We start from the raw sequence: 15,413 nt of genomic DNA on the forward strand, positions 1-15,413 counted from the left end.
TCGCCTGCGCGGCCTGGTCGCACCCCCGCCCCACCTGCCCTACGTCGCGGGCAGATCGGGGCATCCCAGGGCATACCGGGGCAGGCAATGAGCTGCCCCAACCCGCGGCGGGGGCTACGGCAGGCACCTGGCGAGGCTGTCCGCAGCAGCGGTCCGGGCGGCGTCGTTCACCAACGTCTCGTCAGATAGCTGCAGCAGCTGACACCTCGCATCCCTAGCCGCATTTAACAAGCCGAGCAGACCTGTACCCGGTGGCCCCGGACGTGCCGTTGCCGATCGCGCGGCTCCAGCGCCCGGTCCCGGCGGCACCCGCGGTTGTCGTACCCGCAGGGGGCTGTTGCCAAGTGCTCTGGGGCAGTGACAAACATGCCCGGCCGCCAGTATGGCCTTCCGTCCCCCGCTGGCGCTGGTTGGCGTTCTCACCCCTCGTGTGAGCTGGCCGCGCCTCGCGCCGGTGTGGCCGACGCCTGCACCGCGCTGGCGCGGAGTGCCCATGCTTGTCGGTGGTGTGCTGGAACCTTCCCCCGCTCATGTCGGACTGGCCGTTCTCACCGAGGGTGCGGACCGGCCTGCTCACCCGTAGGTGTGGCTGGCGTGCTGGCGTGGGCTGACGCGCTCGCGCGCTGGTCTGGCGGGCGTGCTTCGCCAGGCTTGTGTGGCGGGCGTTCTCCACTACCTCGTGTGGCGGGCCTGCTCCGCCGTGCTGGTGCGGCTGGCTTGCTCGTCGCCGGTGTGGGATGGCCTGCTCCGCGTCTGGCGTGCTTGCCTCTGGTGCGGGCCAGCGCGCTCCCGCTGGCATGGGCTGGCGTCCTCACCGGAGTGTGGGCTGGCGCGCTTGCCGCGCTGACGTGGGCTGACGTCCTCACCACTGGCGTGCTCCCCACGCTGGTGTGGACCGGAGTGCTTGCCGCTGGTGCGGGTCGGCGGCCTCGCGCGCTGGTGTGGCAGGCGTGCTCCACCAGGCTGGCGTGGTGGGCGTTCTCCACCTCCTGGCGTGGCGGGCCTGCTCCGCCGTGCTGGCGCGGCTTGCTCGTCGCCGGTGTGGGCTCGCCTGCTGCGCGTCTGGCGTGCTCGCCGCCCGTGCTGCTCGTGGTGGTGCAGCTGGTGTGTGCGCCGGGGGCTGCCACCTGTGAGCTTGCCCCGGGGTACGGACGGCATGCCCGGTGGGGCTTGCGACTGAAGTGCCCGCTGGCTTCGGCTGGAGTGCCTGCGGGCGTGCGGCTGGAGTGCTTGCTGCTGTGGCCCAGCCCGACATCGTCATCAGCGCCGGCGTGAACGCCTTCCACTGCAGGTCGCGCACGTAGCTGGTGGGGGAGCCGCCGAAGATGCCGTCGATGTCCCCGGCGCCGGCTGGAGTGCGTGCTGGCTTGTGGCTGGTGCGTCTGCCGCGCCGGGCCTCCTGATCGGCTTGTAGGGCAGGTGTTCGGGGCAGGTTGGGGCAGATGGGCGGGGCAGGTCGGGGCATCGTGGGGCAGTTCGTCCACAGGCGTGGTTTTTGTGGTCACCGAGCGTGGTCGCGCTCCTACAGTTGCGGGCATGTCGGAGGTGAACGGATTGTTGCGGGATGCCCGCGAGCGGACGCCGTCGCGGCGGGCGCCGGGTGAGTACATGTCCAGGGGCGAGCTCGCCGAGGCGGTCTGCGGATGGTTGTGGGAGACGACCGGGATCGAGTACGACCTGGACGGGCACTACATCGCGAAGCTCGAACGCGGGGTGGTGCGCTGGCCGGGTGCGGCGTACCGGGCCGGGCTGCGGCAGATCCTCAATGTTGCTACGGACAACGAGCTGGGTTTCTCGCCGGGCAGCCGGCCGGGGCTCGGTGAGCTCGACGCGAGCATCTCGTCGATGGTCGGGCTGGACGACGAGATGGTGAAGACGGCCGACGAGTCGGTCTCGATCCTGCCGCTGGCGGAGACGTCAAACGTCGGCGAGCTGACCGTCGAGCAGCTGCACGCGGACATCGAGCGGGTCTGCCGGCAGTACCTGCGCGTACCGACCAAGGACCTGTTCCTGCGCACCCGCGCGATCCGCGACCGCGCCTTCGAACTGCTGGCCGGACGCCAGTCACCGGCGCAGACCCGCGACCTCTACACCGCGGCCGGCTGGGCGCTCACCATCCTCGGCTGGATGTCGGTCGACCTCGGCCGCCCCGACCTCGCCGAGAACCACACCCGTACGGCGTGGGCCTGCGCCGAGGCCGCCGACCACGGCGACCTGCGCGCGTGGGTGCGCGCCACCCAGCACACCGCCGCGTTCTGGCAGGACGACTTCACCCGCGCCGCCGAGTACGCCGAATCCGGCCTGCGGCACGCCGTCGGGTCCTCCAAGCTGTTCCTGTCCAGCGCCCTCGCGGTCGACCTGGCCCGCGCCGGGCGCATCGACCAAGCCCGTACGGCGCTCGCCGACGCCCAGCGCCTCTCCATCCCGCCCGGCGGCCAGGAACTCTTCGGTTTCCTCCTCTGCACCCCCGCACGCGCCGAAGGCCTCTGGTCGGACGCCCACCTGGCCCTGGGCCAGGCCCGCGAAACCCTGGCCTGCGCCGAACACAGCACGGCCCTCTTCGAGCGCGCCCCCGAATCCAAACGCAACGCCGGGGCCGAACGCATGATCCGCCTCCAGCAAGTCAAAGCCCACCTGGAACTAGGCCAACTCGACGGCGCCCTCGAGTCCCTCACCCCCATCCTCGACACCCCCGCCGAGTTCCGCGTCCGCCCCCTCATCCACCGCATCGGCGAAATCAGCGCCATGACCCGCACCGACCGCTACACCGGCGAACCCCTCGCCGCCCAGATCCACGTAGCCACCCGAACCTTCCTCCGCCTCCCTAAACGCCCCCGCCCCAGCCCAAGCCCCGACCCCACTGAGCTAGCCGACACCGCCTGAGCCAGCCGCGCTCCGCTCCTGGCCGCATCGCCGCACCCCCCGGTTGGCGCCCGCTCCCAACACTCAGCTCTCCGCTAACACTCGACTCTCCGCTCTCGCCGCTGGCCCAGCACGTGAAAGACCCGTACGCCGCGACACCGCCGAAGGACCGGCTCCCGGCTCCCGGCTCCCGGCTCCCGGCTCCCGGCTCCCGGCTCCCGGCTCCCGGTGAATCGTCTCGTTGCAGCACCGCAGGTCGTCTCCCACCCGCAACTGCTCAGCCCGGTCGGCACTCTCGCCCAGCCCGTCACACCTCCACACCGCCGCGACCGCGCTGACCTTCCCTCTCCCAGGCGACGCGTCACAGCGCGCAGGACCCCACCACCACCTGATCGTCGCGCTCAGCCCCGCAGGTCGCGTCCACTGCCGCTCGGACAGGTCGGCGCTCCCGGCTTGACCCGCCACGCCTTCTCGTCCGCGGATGTCCGTCGATCACCTCGAGCCGGTTGAACGTGCGCCGCCGGACACCCCCGGTCCGGCACCGCCGATTGCCATCGCGGTCCCCAAACAGGTGCTCGGCATCGGGCGGTCTCACCCAGCCCACCACTCTCACGCCGCCGCGACGCCGATCCAGCTCAGGCGCGAGGCCGGTCAGGCGGAAGCACCCGGCCGCTTGCCGCCCGAACGTGTACCTGCATCCGTGCCGCCGAGCTGGCCGAGCTGGTTCGTCCTTTGGTCGAGGACCAGTGCGGCCGCGCCGCAGGCTTAGACGTGAGCCGAGGTTTTCGACGAGTCCGGCTGGAGGCCGGCGGACCGGCGTGGTCGCCGAGGGATGCGTGTTCACCGACGGCTCGGTCGCGTTGCGGTGGCGCGGCATAGGACCGCAGCTCGGCGTCTGCTCCGCCACAGGTGCTCGGCAGGTAGGCGCGCTCGCCGAGCACGTCACGGCGATCTCGGCCCGCGCCAGTGGGCGCGCTCCTCGCGTGCCGAGCGAGCCGAGCGACCCTCCGGCCTCACTGGCGCAGATCACGCCGCATGCCACGCCCCATGCGTCGGGTTCGCTGCCTCTGCTGTTGTCCGGCCGCACCGGGAGCGAACCGCTCCTCGGACTAGCTCGCCGTCAGTGAGTACGACGGCGAGGCGGACATTCAGCACTCACCAACCGCCCGTTCACCGGAGCGCGCCCGCCGTGGTGAGGCGTGCGTGAGACCGGCACCGTGGGTTGGTGAGTGTTGCAGGTACGCATTCGTCAGCGCCTGACGACGACGTTGGCGGCAAGCAACAGGCTTCTTGACGGCAGGGTCAGGCAGCGGGTGGTGCGGGCCGCGCGGGGGGTGAGGCGAGCGCGGGGACGCCGGCGCCCAACTGCTGTCGGACCCGTTGAGGTGCAGGCACTACGCGGACCGCCCAACTGTCTGTTAGTACGCCCGGATTGAGTTCACATGCGCCCGAGGAGCGCCGTTGGTGGCTGTGGCGGTTAGGCGGAGGGCTGTCAGCGAGGTGCGGCCCGACAGCATGTGGCGGTTGAGCCGGTGGCGGTTGGACTCGACTGTGGTCAAGGGATGCCAGGTGCCGTCGCTAGAGCAGTACTCGAGGGAGTACTCACGCAGCAGCGTGGGGAGCACCTCGAACGGCGTGCGGTGGTGGTGGAGGTTGATGAGGTCCTCTTCCACGTCGTCGTCGAGGAGGACTACTACCTCAGAGACCTCCACCGGCGACGGCCAGGTGAGGGTCAAGGTCGGTGTCGCATCCCAGGCCAGGTCTTCGGAGGACCAGAGGTTGGGCCCGCCGTACGGGCGGGAATAGCCGCCGATGACCTTCGCGGCGGAGTACGCGTCGGAATCGCCCGCGCGGTAGCACAGCCCGCCCCGCGGAAGGATGTGTTTCCAGGAGCGGAACTGCTCGGTGTACTGCTCGTCAGGCTCCGGGTCTCGGTGGGTGAAGCAGATGGTGCCGGGAAGCGCGGTGGCCGCGGTGTGGACGGCAACAGCCGGATTGGCCTTGAGGACTACGACCGCATTGCTGGGCGCCGAAGGATGCCAGGAGAGTGGGACGGAGACCCAGCGTTTCTCGCCGGCGGGGACGGAGACGTCGCACGAGGCGAGAAGTAAAAGGGGTAGGTAGTTCTGCGGCTTCAGGGGGTCGTGGAGTTCGACGGTGAGGGTGGTGGCTTCAGCGGCATCCACCAAGAACTCCAGGCCGTCGACAGCAGGATCGACCGGGAAGACCATAGCGAGGTCAGAGGAGAGAGGGAGCGAGCCGTCGGAGACCTCGACGGCCAAGCGCTGCAGCGTGGACGAGGCCGAAGCGGTGGCCGACAAAGCGAGGTTGGCCGGGTCCGTGTCAGCAACGCCGAGGACCGACGCGTCGGCGCGGTGCAGGGCGTTGCGGACCAGGTCGAAGTGCTCGAGGGCCAGCGATCGCGGCGTCAGGTCGTTGTCCAGGGCAACGGCCGCGGAAACCCCGACCGCTTCGCCGAGGACGGCGCACGTCGCCATCACCCGAGTCGTTCCGAACGCTACGTGGCTGGCGGAGATGTTGCGGCCGGCCATCCACAGGTTCCGCACGTTGCGCGAGTACAGCGAGCGCAACGGGATGTGGTAGTTCCCGTCCGGATGCCAGTGCTTCGACCCGCGCTCGGTCGCGTACATCCCCCCGGGCGGGTGCAGGTCGATCGACCAACCACCGAAGGCGACCCGGTCGTCAAACAGACGCTGCTCAAGTACGTCGTGCTGCGTCAGCACGTGGTCCCCGACGAACCGCCGGTACTCCCGCTTCCCCGGCACCGCGCCGATCCACTCCAGCGTCAGGTTGTCGGCATCAAAACGCCCCGAGTTCTTGATGTAGTCCCAGATCCCGTACACCGCGGCCTGCAGCTCGTCGCGGATCGCCTCGTTGTCGTCGACGACATCCAGCGAACCACCCCACTCGATCCACCAGTACGCGCACCCGTAAGCGTCGGTCCGAATGATCCGCCGCTCCGGGATCGACGTCTTCGTGATGTCGCGGGCGAACGACGGCGGCACGAACCGCACGGGCTCGCCGGCGTCCTTGGTGTAGAAGAGGATCGTGCTGCCGAGCGTGTTGTCGTCGGGCACCTCCGGCGCCCACGATTCGCCGTACGCCGACCGCGACTCGCGGCCCGTGCGGAACTCGGCTCCGGCCAGGAAACCGATCAGTCCGTCGCCCGAGCAGTCGGCGTACGCCGGGCTGTGGAAGGTGATCTCCTTCTCCGAGCCCATCTGCCAGCCGGTCACCGAACGGATCTCGCCGTCGGCGGCGTCGACGGTGCGGACGTCGGTGTTGAGCCACAGCTGGATGTTCGGCTCGGCCCGGACGGCTTCGAGGACGACCAGGTCCCAGTAGTACGGGTTGCCCTGCGGGTTGCGGTACTGGTTCTCGACGAACAGCTCGCCCATGATCCCGGTCTCGCGCGCGAAGTGCTGGACGCCGTGCGCGGTGGCGCCGCAGACCCAGACCCGCACCTCGCTGGAGGAGTTGCCGCCGAGGACCGGCCGGTTCTGCACCAGCGCGACCGTACGGCCTTGCCGGGCGGCGCCGATCGCGGCACAGACTCCGGCGAGCCCGCCGCCGACGACGGTCAGATCGGTACGAACGTCAAGCTGCTGCATGCAGGAACCTCTCAGGTATCAGGATGTACGACGGGTTGGCCGGGCCCGTTCGGGTGGTTGGCGGTGAGGTGGTCGGGGACGCGCTGCGCGACCAGGACGAACAGCAACCCCGCGGTCAACGTGTCGCTGGCCCGCCCGGCGAAGAACTCCGTCCAGGTGCCGCCGACCGGCGTACCGGTGTCGAAGGTGACGTCGGCGAGCTCGCCGACCGGTGAGGAGACGACGCCGGTGATCGCGACCGACAGCGCGCCCTGCGCGGACGACCGCCGGACGAAGTCCAGCGTCGTCGAGTCGGTCCCTGACCGCGTGACGACCAGCGCGACGTCCCCGGGACCGAGCAGCCCGCCGGCGATCTGCGCCGACTGCGGGCCGTCGAAGAACCAGACCGGGATGCCGATCCGCAGCAACCGGATGTACAGCTCCCGCGCAGGGATGGCGTCGCCCCACTCGCCGTAGATGTGCGTACGCCGGGCGCCCGCGATCGCGTCCGCGACCCGGGTGGCGGCGTTCAGGTCGATCGACGCGAGCGCGTTGCGCAGCGCGTTGGCCTGCGTCGAGGCCAGCACGTTGAGCACCTGCTCGGGCGGGTCCGCCGGGCCGATCGCGAGCCCGATGTCGCTGGCCCAGCCGGCCTCCAGACCGCGCCCGACCTCCATCGCGAGCGCGGCCCGCAGCGCCGGGTAACCGGCGAACCCGAGGTGGGTGGACAGGCGCGTCACCGTCGCGGCCGAGGTCTGCGCGGCCTCGGCCAGCTTGGTGATCGACCCGCGCGCGACGTCGTCCGGGTTCGCCAGGATCTGCTCGGCGACTCGCAGCATCGCGCCGTTCAGGTCCGGCAGTGCGCGCTTGGCCAGTTGCAACGGGCTCGGGGTACCAGCTCTGTCCACGTCGTTTCCCATCCCGCGATCATCACGTATAGACGAACTGGGCACTCGCGATCCCGTCGGTGTCGCTGACGACACGCACCCAGTGCGCGCTGAACCCCACCGGGAACACGTGGGTGTGCACAGCCCCCGGCTCGACGGTGAACGAGGACGACGCGCCGAACCGCCCGTGCCCGTGGAAGTCGATCTCCAGGGTCACTGTCATGGAAGCCTCCCCGAGGTTCTCCACATGCAGGCACTTGTTGTCGAACCCGGTCATCAGGTACGGATCCGACGGCACCCCGGCAGCGACCGGCGTCTCCCACCAAGGACCGCCCCAGCCCGCGGGTTTGCCGAAGTTCCACAGGTCGTCGGTCTTGCCGAACCACAGTCCCGACTGCGGCTCGGCGGTCGTCGGGTTCAGCCCGTGACTCGGCGACGCGTTGTCGGCGCCGGCGACGAACATCCCGCGCCACGAGCAGAAGTCGCCGAGTACCCACAGATGCGTCGAGATCGGCCGCACGCCCCAGATCCGGCCGCCGTACGCCCAGGGCGACAGCTCGTAGAACATCCCGTGGTGGTCGAGCATCAGCCGCTCGTGCTCGACCTCGCGGATCCGCGGCCACTCGGTCTGCCACTTGTGGTCGAAGGTGTGCGAGGCCTTCGGCAGCCGGTACCGGGTCCACTTCTGGTCCACCTCGGTGAACACCTCGAGGATCGCCGAGGCCTGGTCCCAGCCGGAGGCGAAGATCGTGCCGCCGAACTCGTGCCGCCCGCCGATCGCGGTGAACGGCTTGCGGGCCAGGATCCGCCACTCGCTGCCGTCGTACTCCGCCAGCCGGCCGCGGGCCTGCCGCCCGTCCCAGTCGGCCTCCTCGTACTCGTTCGAGCAGACCACGAGCCGGCCGAAGCTGGTGTAGCAGTCCTTGTAGTGCACCTTCATCTCGCCGTCGGTGCCGAGCTCGTCGTTCAGGTCGAAGACCTGCACACACTCGTACGTCGTGAGGTCGAGCTCGAAGACCTCGCCCTCCATCGCCAGCACGTACACGTGCGTGTCGGGCTTGGTCAGGTGCCGCGACGTCCCGCAGACCCGGTGCGGCGTCAGCTCGGGGATCGTGGTGATCTTGTGCTCGCGGTCGATCACGTGCGGGCCGAGCACCAGCTGCGACGTCGGGAAGTGCACGAACCGGTTCGTGTAGGTGCCGTCGACGCCGAGCGTCTCGGGCACGATCTCCATCGACAGGTCCGCGTCGATCCGGCGCAGGCTCACCCCGGACCCGCTGTGCGCCTTGTGCGAGTTGTAGTTCTGGACGTAGAGCTTCCCGTTCCACGGCATCAGCGAACCGACGCCGAGCTCGCTGCGCGGCGGGCCGAAGTCGCCGACCTGCGCGAGGTCCGGGAAGACACCTGAGACGTTCACAGTCGAACTCCTTACTTGACGCTGTGCGGGGTCCGCGCGCCTACTTGATTCCGGTGTGGGTCATCGCGGCGATGAAGCGGCGTTGCAGCAGGACGAAGACCAGCAGCACCGGCACGATCGAGACCACCGAGGCGGCCATCGTCAGGCCGGGCGCGATCGCGCCCTGCTCGTCGACGAAGTCCGTCAGCCCGAGCGGAAGGGTGTAGTTCTCCGGGCTGCTGATCAGCACCAGCGGCGTCTCGTAGTCGTTCCAGGACCAGACGAACGCGAGGATGCCGAGCGCGCTGAGCACCGGCGTGGCCAGCGGCAGGTAGATCCGGCGGAAGATCTGCCACTCGTTCGCGCCGTCCATCCGGGCCGCCTCGGCGAACTCGGCCGGCTGCGCGACGAAGAACTGGCGCATCAGGAACGTGCCGAGCACGGTGAACATGCCGGGCAGGATCAGCGCCCACAGCGTGTCGTACAGGCCGAGCTTCTGGAAGTAGATGAACCGCGGCACGAGCAACAACTGGGCCGGGATGATCGCCGTCGCGAGGTAGAGCAGGAACAGCTTGTCCCGGCCCCTGAACGTCATCCGGGCGAAGGCGTAGCCGGCCATCGTCGCGGTCAGCAGTTCACCCGCGACCCGCAGTACGGCGACGAAGACCGAGCGGCCGAACGCCGGCAGGACCGAGGACTCGCCGACCAGCACGGTCTTGAAGTTGTCCCACTGGAACGGGTCCGGGATCCACTGCATCGGGATCTTGTACGCGTCGATGTCGGCCTTGAGCGCGGTCGAGATCATCCACGCGAACGGCGCCAGGAAGGCCAGCGCCAGGATCCACAGCGGGATCCCCCACATCCACTTCTTACTCATGCAGAGCCCTCCCTCGCTGAGCGCGCCAGGTCAGCAGCGTCAGCACCAGTACGCCGGCGAACGTCACCAGGCCGATCGCCGAGGCGTAGCCGAACCGGTAGAACTGGAAGCCGGTCTGGTACATGTAGTACGAGATCGTGGTGGTCGAGTCGCCCGGACCGCCGGCGGTGATCAGCGCGATCAGGCCGAACCCCTGCGACGCCCCGATGATCAGCGTGACCAGCAGGAAGATCGTTGTCGGCAGCAACGACGGCCAGGTGATCGTACGGAACTTCGCCCACACTCCGGCGCCGTCGATGTCGGCTGCCTCGTACAGCTGCTTCGGTGCGTCCTGCAGCGCGGACAGGTAGATCAGCGAGCAGTAGCCGACGCCGCCCCAGACGGCCATCACGATCAGCGCCGGCAGCGCCCAGTGCGACGAGGCGAACCAGCCGGGCTCGAGGCCGAAGACACCGAGCACCTGGTTGACCAGGCCGGCGTTCGGGTTCATCAGCATCAGCCAGGTCATACCGATCGCGACCGTGTTGACGATGTACGGCAGGAAGAAGATCGCCCGCAGGATCGCGCGACCGGGCAGCGGCCGGTTGAGCGCGATGCCGAGCGCCAGGCCCAGTACGACGGTCAGCGGCACGCTCACCCCGACGTACACCAGCGTCAGGCCGACGGCATTCCAGAAGCCGGGATCCTTGGCGATGGCCACGAAGTTGTCCAGGCCGGCGAAGCTGATGCCGCCGAAACCGGAGACCAGGTTCCAGTCGGTGAAGGCGAGCAGGATCACGCTGATCAACGGGATCAGCGTGAACGCGACCACCCCGAGCAGGTTCGGGGCGATGAACAGGAAGCCGATCCAGCCGCGCGGGCTGATCCCCGGCGCCTTCTCGGTCCGGACCGCGGGCGCCGCGGCGACAGTGGCCGTGGTCATCACGACCTCCTCTCGGTACGGGCGATCGCGGCGTCGGCCAGCCGCCGGACGTCGCGGATCGCGGGGCCGGGGTCCTTCTCGCCCAGCCAGCACAGGTCGCGCTGCTGGCCGAACGCGAGGTTGATCTCGGGGAAGCCGGCCAGCCGGGTGTCGGTGGCCAGCTTCGGCTCGGCGCCGAGCACGACCCGGCGGAACGAGTCGACGTCGAAGTACTTGTCCGGCTCCTTGCCGAGCACGCCGGTGATCACCTGGTCGTCGGTGACGTTGCCGAGCGTCGGCAGCTTGCCGCCGGCCAGCATCGGGCCGGAGCCCTCGGTCAGCCAGAACTTCACGAACTCCCAGGCCGCGTCGGCCTTCGGTGACTTCGGGTTGACCATCACGAAGTTGTTGTACGAGCCGCCGTTCCAGTCACCGCCGTCGACGGTGGGCGGCGGCGCGAAGGCGACCTTGAAGTCGTGCGGGTACTTCTTCGCGTCGTACAGGTAGCGCAGGTTGAACGGCGCGGTCGACCAGAGGTGGAACTCCTGCTGCAGGAACGAGTTCTGCTGGTACGCCGCGAGGTGGCGGGCGAGCACCTCCCGCCAGGGGAAGGCCGACCCCTCCTCGATCATCTCCCGGCCCAGCGCGAACGCCTGCTCGAAGTGCGGGTCGCCGAAGTTCGAGCGGTCGCCGTCGTACCAGTAGTTCGGGCCGAGCTTGATCCGCGGGACGTCCGGGATCGTGTAGCAGCCGTAGGTCTGCGCGGTGGTCAGCTTCTTCGCGGTCGCGCGGTAGTCCTCGATCGTCCAGGCCTGCGGAAGCTCGACGCCGGCCTGCTCGCGGAGCTTCTCGTTGAACAGCACGAAGTACGGCTCCCGCGCGGTCGCGAGCGCCTTGATCCGCCCGTTGTCGAGGAACGCCCGCGGCTGGTCGGTGTCCAGGAACACCTTCAGCTCGGGGTCGGCCCGCACCCGGTCGGTCAGGTCCGCCGCCAGTCCGGACCCGGCCCGCAGCGCGAGATTCTCCTGCGCGTAGGTGAAGTACACGTCGATGTCGATCCCGCCCTGCAAGGCGGTGTCGAGCTTGAGATTGCCCCGGTCGTCGTTCACGAACCGCGTGTAGTTCACCTTGTACTGCGGGAACTTCGCCTGGAACGCGTCGACCACTTTCTGCGGCCCCGACGCCGCCGGCACCCCACCCCACACCTGCAGCACGCTGGACTTCGACGAGCTCGACGACGAGCACCCCGCCGCAGCCGCCGCCACCGCACCCACCCCGGCCAGGAACCCACGCCGGGACAACTCGTTCCGCATCCTCACACCAACCCCTCACCGTGGATTGCTGCAAGACATTATCCAGATCACCTCCTGTTGCCAACCCTTTGTGCAAATCTTTTTCAAAGCCGGACATCTTTGACCTCACACCGATGTCAGGGTTTAGCGTCCAGGGATGACACCTGAGATCGAAGCCACGCTCGCCAAGCCGCTGCACGCGGTGCTGGGGTTCAACCGGCAGGGGAAGCCGCCACAGCTGAGCGTCGTGTGGTTCGAGTGGGACGGTACGACGTTCCGGATGTCCACGCTGCGGACCCGGCTGAAGTACCGGTTGTTCAGCGCGAACCCGCAACTGTCGCTGCTCGTCAACGACCCGGAGACGCTCACGTACGTCGTCGCGACCGGCGAGGCGCACGAGGAAGGCGGTCACGCGGAGCTGTCGCAGCGGCTGTTCGCCCGCTACCTGCCCGGCCAGGATCCCGGCGACCGGCCGGTCGACCCCGATCGGGTCGTGCTCGCGCTGACTCCCGAGCGCATCACCTCGGGCTCGTAGTCGCGCGGGCGTCGGTCAGAGCGAGCAGTTCACCAGGACCGGCTCGTTGACGAGGGTGATGTTGAACGCGTGCTGGACCTGCGCGCGGACGTGGGCGGCGAGGGCGAGCAGCTCCTTGGCGGTGGCGTTGCCCTGGTTGGTGAGGGCGAGGGTGTGCTTGGAGGAGACCGCCGCGTTGCCGATCGCGAAGCCCTTGGAGATGCCGGCGTGCTCGATCAACCAGGCGGCACTGGTTTTGACTCGGCCGTCGGGCTGCGGCCACTGCGGCGCACCGGCCGGTACGTCGGCAGTCGCGTCGAGCAGCGGGTTCGTGAAGAACGAGCCCGCACTCCAGGTGTCGTGGTCCTCGGCGTCGAGGACCATGCCCTTGCTGCGGCGCAGGCCGAGGACGGCCTCGCGGACCTCCGTCATCGGCGCGCGCGAACCGGGCTCCACGCCGAGGACGCGCGCCAGCTCGGCGTACTCGATCGGCGCGGACAGGTTGCCGAGCCTCAGCTGGAAGGCGACCTCCAGTACGACGTACCGGCTCGGGTCCTCCTTGAAGCGCGAGGTCCGGTACGCGAAGCCGCAGTCGGCGGCGAAGATCGTGCGGAGCCTGTTCTCGACGCGGTCCCAGACGCGGACCGAGGCGATCGACTCGGCGACCTCGTGGCCGTACGCGCCGACGTTCTGCACCGGCGTCGACCCGGTCAGGCCGGGGATGCCGGACATCGACTCCAGTCCGACCCACTCCTCGGCGATCGCCCGCTGGACGACGGCGTCCCAGTCCTCGCCGGCCTGCAGGTGGATCATCGCGCCGGAGCACGCGTCCGCGTCGATCTTGATGCCCTTGGTCGCGATCTTCACGACCGTGCCGCGGAAGCCCTCGTCGCCGATCACCACGTTGCTGCCGCCGCTGAGCAGCAGGACGGGCTCCTTGGCCGCGTCCGCCGTCCGGACGACGTCGACCAGCTCGGCCTCCGTCGTCACCTCGACCAGCTTGTCGGCCGGACCGCCGATCCGCAGCGTGGTCAGCTCGGCCAGCCGCAGATCCGTCGTCTGTTGAGTGTTCACCGGACGCGCACGACCGCTCGGGCTCGACCGAGGACTTTTTCCTCGCCGGCCAGCGCGGTGATGTCGATCTCCGCGAGGCCGTCCGCGACCTTGTCGACCTTCGCCGAGAACGTCACCGTGGCGCCCTTGTCGTCGTCCGGTACGACGACCGGCTTGGTGAAGCGGACGCCGTACTCGACCAGGTCGGCCGGGTCGTCCAGCCAGTCCGTCACGACCCGCGCGGCCGAGGCCATCGTCAGCATGCCGTGCGCGATCACGCCGGGCAGGCCGAGCGCGGCCGCCATCCGGTCGTTCCAGTGGATCGGGTTGAAGTCGCCGCTCGCCCCGGCGTACCGGACCAGGTCCTCACGCCGGAAGGTGACGGTCAGCGGCGGCAGCTCGAAACCGACCTCGACGCTGCTCATGCGTCCGCCCGGTTGTGCGTCACGGTGGCGGTCGACGTGGCGAGCTGCTCGCCGTCGCCGCTGGTCAGGACGGTCTCGTACATGATCACCTCGACGTCACCGGCCTTGCGGACCGTGGTGATGGTCGCCGTGGCGCCCACCTCGTCGCCGGCCTTGATCGGGCGGACGTAGTTGAACTTCTGCGCGCCGTGCACGATCCGGTCCAGCCGCAGTCCGAGGTCGGGGTCCGCGAGCAGCAGGTCGAGGGCGGGCGCACTCAGCACGAACGCGAACGTCGGCGGTGCCACCGCGTCGTCCCCCGCGTACGCCGGGTTGGTGTCCCCGATCGCTGCGGCGAACTCCCGGATCTTCTCCCGGCCGACCTGGTAGGTCTCGGCGGCCGTGTAGCTCCGGCCGACCATCGTGGCGTCGATCGTCATGTCCAGTAACCCTACTGGCAGTATGGGCGCGCGGGTGCCGCCACCCACTCCGCCGAGATCACTGGGGATCGGACGCAGGAAGGGCACGACTGTGACGGCAGTGGCGGCTTTGAGCCGGTACGCACCCCGCTACGCGCTCCGGATCGGGGTGCCGAGCGGGTCGGAGTGGTTGCGGGTGGACCACGTCCTCGAGCCGGACAGCCCCGAGCTGACCGAGCTGCTGAAACGCGACCACGACGCCAGCGGGCACAGATCCGCGCACGCGAACGCGCTCAGCCTGATGTCCTTCTACGCCGGCCGCGCGCCGGCGACCGCGCTGCTGCTGTGGGCGCTCGAGGGCCGCGTGCTCGACATCCGGCCGGAGAACCTCTGGGTCCGCCCGCACGACGGCCACGGCCTGGCCGAGGTCGCGATCCGCGAGGCCCGCTTCCTGCCCGGCGGCCTGCAGACCCTGTACGACGTGGTGCTGACACAGCACCTGCTCCCGCTCTCGGCCGAGCTGCACCGCCGTACGCGGGCCGGACTGCGACAGCTGCACGGCGGGGTCGCAGCCGGCTGCGCGATGGGATTCTGCGCGGCGACGCGGGAGCAGGAGACGGTGTCGCCCGGGTTTCTGCTGGAGCGGTGGCAGACGTTCGTCGCGAAGGCGCCGGGTGAGCTGGCCAGGCTCGGGGAGGTCACCGAAGCCGGCGGCAAGCTCGTGTATCTGCGCAACACGTGCTGTCTGTACTACACGAGCGACAAAGGCTCCGACAGCTTGTGCGGCTCGTGCTGCTTGACGCCACGCGAGGACCGCCTGGCGGCGTACGAAGCCGGCCGCCCGATCGTCACCGTGTGACCGGCTCCTCACCGGGGACCGGGATCCAGCGATGGGACCAGCTGCGGACCGCCTCGACCACCTGCTCCAGGTCGCGGCCTTTGTCGGTCAGGTGGTAACTCACCCGGACCGGCGTGGACGCCACGACCCGGCGCTCGACGATGCCCTCGTCCTCCAGCGTCCGCAACCGGTCCGCCAGCATGGTGTCACTCAGCCCGGGGACGGCGGCCTTGATCTGTCCGTAGCGGTCGTTGCCCTCCATCAGGGCGACCAGGATCGCGCCGGTCCAGCGAGCACCGATCAGCTCGATCGCGCTGTGGTACCGCGGGCAGATCCGGTGCACGTCCTCCGTCACGGCC

13 protein-coding genes are annotated in these 15,413 nt (G+C 69.5%); 3 read left to right on the forward strand and 10 right to left on the reverse strand.

Annotated elements, in window-relative coordinates; all coding sequences use genetic code 11:
* Positions 1-1,536: 1,536 nt before the first annotated feature.
* Positions 1,537-2,883: an NsdA family TPR-like regulatory protein gene (locus ABD235_RS33770; protein WP_344181637.1), complete on the forward strand. Its 1,347-nt coding sequence runs from the start codon at positions 1,537-1,539 to the stop codon at positions 2,881-2,883.
* Between the two features lie 1,397 nt (positions 2,884-4,280).
* Here ABD235_RS33770 and ABD235_RS33775 read toward each other — a convergent pair.
* From ABD235_RS33775 to ABD235_RS33800, 6 genes are read right to left on the reverse strand one after another with little or no spacing between them, the layout of a single operon-like run.
* Positions 4,281-6,494 carry an FAD-dependent oxidoreductase gene (locus tag ABD235_RS33775; protein ID WP_344181639.1) on the reverse strand — a complete coding sequence of 738 codons (2,214 nt, stop codon included), beginning with the start codon at positions 6,492-6,494 and terminating at the stop codon, positions 4,281-4,283.
* 11 nt (positions 6,495-6,505) lie between these two features.
* Positions 6,506-7,381, reverse strand: a complete 876-nt coding sequence (locus ABD235_RS33780; protein WP_344181641.1) for a MurR/RpiR family transcriptional regulator — start codon at positions 7,379-7,381, stop codon at positions 6,506-6,508.
* A gap of 22 nt (positions 7,382-7,403) precedes the next feature.
* Positions 7,404-8,777: a hypothetical protein gene (locus tag ABD235_RS33785; RefSeq protein ID WP_344181643.1), complete on the reverse strand. Its 1,374-nt coding sequence runs from the start codon at positions 8,775-8,777 to the stop codon at positions 7,404-7,406.
* 40 nt (positions 8,778-8,817) lie between these two features.
* On the reverse strand, positions 8,818-9,633 hold the full coding sequence (locus tag ABD235_RS33790) for a carbohydrate ABC transporter permease (protein WP_344181644.1): 816 nt from the start codon (positions 9,631-9,633) through the stop codon (positions 8,818-8,820).
* Positions 9,626-10,555 (reverse strand): carbohydrate ABC transporter permease, encoded by a 930-nt coding sequence (locus ABD235_RS33795; protein ID WP_344181646.1) that lies wholly within the window; start codon positions 10,553-10,555, stop codon positions 9,626-9,628. Before ABD235_RS33795 ends, ABD235_RS33790 begins: the two co-directional genes overlap by 8 nt.
* Positions 10,555-11,847, reverse strand: coding sequence for an ABC transporter substrate-binding protein (locus ABD235_RS33800; RefSeq protein ID WP_344181648.1), 1,293 nt, complete (start codon positions 11,845-11,847; stop codon positions 10,555-10,557). Before ABD235_RS33800 ends, ABD235_RS33795 begins: the two co-directional genes overlap by 1 nt.
* A 136-nt stretch (positions 11,848-11,983) precedes the next feature.
* On the opposite strand from ABD235_RS33800, the gene ABD235_RS33805 reads away from it, so the two are divergent.
* On the forward strand, positions 11,984-12,361 hold the full coding sequence (locus ABD235_RS33805) for a pyridoxamine 5'-phosphate oxidase family protein (RefSeq protein ID WP_344181650.1): 378 nt from the start codon (positions 11,984-11,986) through the stop codon (positions 12,359-12,361).
* A 15-nt stretch (positions 12,362-12,376) separates the two neighbouring features.
* Here ABD235_RS33805 and ABD235_RS33810 read toward each other — a convergent pair whose 3' ends face one another.
* From ABD235_RS33810 to ABD235_RS33820, 3 genes are read right to left on the reverse strand one after another with little or no spacing between them, the layout of a single operon-like run.
* The gene (locus ABD235_RS33810) at positions 12,377-13,414 is read right to left on the reverse strand and encodes a UDP-N-acetylmuramate dehydrogenase (RefSeq protein WP_344181652.1); all 1,038 of its coding nucleotides are present in this window, start codon (positions 13,412-13,414) and stop codon (positions 12,377-12,379) included.
* A complete protein-coding gene (locus ABD235_RS33815) occupies positions 13,411-13,818 on the reverse strand; it encodes a MaoC family dehydratase (protein ID WP_344181654.1) in 408 nt (135 codons plus the stop codon). Before ABD235_RS33815 ends, ABD235_RS33810 begins: the two co-directional genes overlap by 4 nt.
* On the reverse strand, positions 13,815-14,237 hold the full coding sequence (locus tag ABD235_RS33820) for an FAS1-like dehydratase domain-containing protein (RefSeq protein WP_344181656.1): 423 nt from the start codon (positions 14,235-14,237) through the stop codon (positions 13,815-13,817). The genes ABD235_RS33815 and ABD235_RS33820 overlap by 4 nt, the downstream gene beginning before the upstream one ends.
* A gap of 100 nt (positions 14,238-14,337) precedes the next feature.
* On the opposite strand from ABD235_RS33820, the gene ABD235_RS33825 reads away from it, so the two are divergent.
* The gene (locus tag ABD235_RS33825) at positions 14,338-15,075 is read left to right on the forward strand and encodes a hypothetical protein (RefSeq protein ID WP_344181658.1); all 738 of its coding nucleotides are present in this window, start codon (positions 14,338-14,340) and stop codon (positions 15,073-15,075) included.
* On the opposite strand, the gene ABD235_RS33830 is transcribed toward ABD235_RS33825, so the two are convergent.
* Positions 15,065-15,409 (reverse strand): winged helix-turn-helix transcriptional regulator, encoded by a 345-nt coding sequence (locus tag ABD235_RS33830; RefSeq protein WP_344181659.1) that lies wholly within the window; start codon positions 15,407-15,409, stop codon positions 15,065-15,067. The two genes, ABD235_RS33825 and ABD235_RS33830, sit on opposite strands and share 11 nt — an antisense overlap.
* Positions 15,410-15,413 lie beyond the last annotated feature (4 nt).

The sequence above is a fragment of the Kribbella lupini genome (assembly GCF_039529595.1).
Classification (GTDB): domain Bacteria; phylum Actinomycetota; class Actinomycetes; order Propionibacteriales; family Kribbellaceae; genus Kribbella; species Kribbella lupini.

Coding starts and splice junctions, on each gene's coding strand:
- ABD235_RS33775 (WP_344181639.1), bottom strand. CDS start 6,494: ATGCAGCAGCTTGACGTTCGTACCGATCTGACCGTCGTCGGCGGCGGG.
- ABD235_RS33805 (WP_344181650.1), top strand. CDS start 11,984: ATGACACCTGAGATCGAAGCCACGCTCGCCAAGCCGCTGCACGCGGTG.
- ABD235_RS33815 (WP_344181654.1), bottom strand. CDS start 13,818: ATGAGCAGCGTCGAGGTCGGTTTCGAGCTGCCGCCGCTGACCGTCACC.
- ABD235_RS33790 (WP_344181644.1), bottom strand. CDS start 9,633: ATGAGTAAGAAGTGGATGTGGGGGATCCCGCTGTGGATCCTGGCGCTG.
- ABD235_RS33820 (WP_344181656.1), bottom strand. CDS start 14,237: ATGACGATCGACGCCACGATGGTCGGCCGGAGCTACACGGCCGCCGAG.
- ABD235_RS33770 (WP_344181637.1), top strand. CDS start 1,537: ATGTCGGAGGTGAACGGATTGTTGCGGGATGCCCGCGAGCGGACGCCG.
- ABD235_RS33795 (WP_344181646.1), bottom strand. CDS start 10,555: ATGACCACGGCCACTGTCGCCGCGGCGCCCGCGGTCCGGACCGAGAAG.
- ABD235_RS33800 (WP_344181648.1), bottom strand. CDS start 11,847: ATGCGGAACGAGTTGTCCCGGCGTGGGTTCCTGGCCGGGGTGGGTGCG.